3 protein-coding genes and 1 pseudogene are annotated in these 2,739 nt (G+C 71.2%); all 4 read right to left on the bottom strand.

Features of this window, described 5'->3' with window-relative positions:
* Positions 1-183 (bottom strand): annotated as a pseudogene (locus AC2VNT_RS03910) (hypothetical protein); the annotation flags it as partial.
* A 16-nt stretch (positions 184-199) separates the two neighbouring features.
* Positions 200-751, bottom strand: a complete 552-nt coding sequence (locus AC2VNT_RS03905; protein WP_486945603.1) for a hypothetical protein — start codon at positions 749-751, stop codon at positions 200-202.
* The gene (locus tag AC2VNT_RS03900) at positions 748-1,629 is read right to left on the bottom strand and encodes a pseudouridine synthase (protein WP_486945602.1); all 882 of its coding nucleotides are present in this window, start codon (positions 1,627-1,629) and stop codon (positions 748-750) included. Before AC2VNT_RS03900 ends, AC2VNT_RS03905 begins: the two co-directional genes overlap by 4 nt.
* Positions 1,630-1,636: 7 nt before the next feature.
* Positions 1,637-2,739, bottom strand: a 1,103-nt coding sequence (locus AC2VNT_RS03895; RefSeq protein ID WP_486945601.1) for a glycerol-3-phosphate dehydrogenase/oxidase, incomplete at its 5' end; no start/stop codon positions are given.

The following is a 2,739-nucleotide window of genomic DNA, read 5'->3' as shown; positions in this document are numbered from 1 at the left end:
GGGCGGGGCGGTGAACTGCAGGCCGGCCGTGTAGGGGTAGTTGCCGTACACGTTGTACGGATGCGGGTCGGCTTCGGTGAAGGTACTCAGGTCGGGGAATTGGCCGGGGCCGGCTGCGGCCGGAGCGGCCGGGCTGAACGCCACCACGGCGCCGACCGCCGCCGAGATCACCGTGCTACGCAACGCTATTGCCGTCTCCTCAGAACGTCCAGCTGCCGTCCGGGGCGAGCACGAAGCCGTGCCGCGCATCGGCGCCGTCGACCACGCAGGCGGTCGTCTCGCCCTGCACGCCGCAGGTCGCCACGTCCGGCGAGCGCGCCGTGTTCACCAGTTTGCTGTTGCTGGGCAGCGGTTTGTAGTCCTCGGGTCCGAACCGCATCGGCGTCGCGGTGTTGTCCGGGGCGAACCAGTCGTAGTCGTCCATCTGCGCGAGGTTGACGTTGCCGAGCACCCCGGGCTGGCCGAGCCGCACCCCGGCGTGGTCGAACGAGGTGGCCGGCAGCGCGCCCCAGCACTCCGCCCACAGCTGGTGCGATTTCATCTCGGTGCCGATCCGGCAGTGGTAACCGGCCGGGGTGGTGAACTGCTCGCCGCCGTAGCCCGGATAGTTGCGGTAGGTGTGGTATCCGGCGTTGTCCAACGTGGTGTAGCCGCTCAGGTCGGGGAACTCGTGCGGGTCGGCGCTCGCCGTCGGCACCGTCAGCAGCGATCCGGTTGCCGCGACCGGCAACAGAAAGGCTCGCCACGTCACCTGCCGCAGATTACCTGACCCAGGCGGCGTCGGGTGGTGAATCGGCGAGCCGACCCGCTGATCGGGTCGTCGAATTCCAGGGTCTGCGCCAGCAGCGCCAGCGGGGTGGAGAAATCGTCGGGAGCCACGTCGATCACCCTCGGGTACAGCGGATCTCCGTGAATCGGCAGACCGAGCGAGGCCATCTGCACCCGCAGCTGGTGGGTGCGCCCGGTGCGCGGCGTCAGCCGATACACCCCGTCGGGCGAGACGAGCTCCACCAGCGTCTCCGCGTTCGGCTCACCAGGCTCCTCGACGGCCTGTAACCGCCCGCGCCGCTTGATGATCCGGCTGCGCACGGTCAGCGGCAGCGTCAGCGCAGGATTCACCGCCGCCCGGGCCAGATAGGTCTTGCACACCGCTCCCCGGGCGAACATGCCCTGGTAGGCCCCGCGCCGCTCGCGGCGGGCGGTGAGCAACAGCACTCCGGCCGTGAGCCGGTCCAGTCGGTGCGCCGGGCTGAGCTCGGGCAGGCCCAGATCGCGGCGGAGTCGCACCAGCGCCGTCTGCGCCACGTGCCGACCACGCGGCATGGTGGCCAGGAAGTGCGGCTTGTCCACCACCACGATGTCGTCGTCGCGGTACAGCACGTCGATCTCGAACGGGACGCGAACCTCGTCGGGCAGTTCGCGATACAGGTACACGTGCGTGCCGGCCGACAGCGTCGTCGTCTCGTCGACCACCGCGCCGTCGGCGTCGACAACCTCCCCGGCGCAGACCCGCTCTCGGGCTTCCGCACCGAACCGGGCCACCAACTCGGCCAGCACCGGCCCGCCGTGCAGCCGGACCCGGGCCGGGCCCAGGCCGTCGCGAACCGGCAGCGGCGCGGGCCGTCTCACCCGGTGCTCAATCCAGCGGCACCGGTTCGAGGATCTCCGGACGGGCCTCCGGGGCGCTGGCCCGCAGTGCGTCCGCCGAGGCGTCGTCGGGCTGGGTCTGCGACAGCACCTCGGCCTCCACCCGGGCCAGGTAGTTCGCCACCTCCCAGTCGACGTCGGCGTCGCTCCAGCCCAGGATCGGCGCCACCACCTCGGCGACTTCGCGGGCACAGTCCACCCCGCGGTGGGCGTACTCGATGGAGATCCGCATCCGGCGGGCCAGCACGTCCTCCAGGTGCAGCGCCCCCTCGGCGGCCGCGGCGTAGGCGGCCTCCACCTTCAGGTAGATCGGCGCCGCGGCGATCGGCTCCAACAGCCCGGGGTCCGCGGCGGCCAGCGCCAGCACCTGGTAGATCAGCGAGCCGTACCGATCCAGCAGATGCCGCACCCGGTACGGGTGCAGCCCACGCTGGGCGCCGACCTGCTCCGCCTGGTTGACCAGCGCGAAGTAGCCGTCGGCGCCGACCAGCGGCACCTTCTCGGTGATCGACGGCGCCACCCGGGACGGGACGTACTCGGCGGCGGCGTCGATCGCGTCGGCCGCCATCACCCGGTAGGTGGTGTACTTGCCGCCGGCGATGGCCACCAGGCCGGGCGCCGGCACCGCCACCGCGTGCTCGCGGGAGAGCTTGGAGGTGTCGTCGCTCTCCCCGGCCAGCAGCGGCCGCAGCCCGGCGTAGACCCCGTCGATGTCGTCGGCGGTCAGCGGCGTGACCAGCACCGTGTTGACGTGCGCCAGCAGGTAGTCGATGTCGGCCTTGGTGGCCGCCGGGTGGGCCAGGTCCAGCTTCCAGTCGGTGTCGGTGGTCCCGATGATCCAGTGGGTGCCCCACGGGATGACGAACAGCACCGACTTCTCGGTGCGCAGGATGATCGCCACCTCCGAGACGATCCGGTCCCGCGGCACCACGATGTGCACGCCCTTGGACGCCCGCACGTGAAACCGGCCACGCTGCTTGGACAGCGCCTGGATCTCGTCGGTCCACACCCCGGTCGCGTTGACCACCACGTGCCCGTACACCTCGATGAGATTGCCGTCCTCGGAGTCGCGTACCTGCACACCGGTCACCC

It is taken from the genome of Mycobacterium sp. TH-M15 (assembly GCF_057473705.1).
Note: the sequence above shows the minus strand (reverse complement) of the source record. Positions and strands in the feature narration are given on the sequence as shown.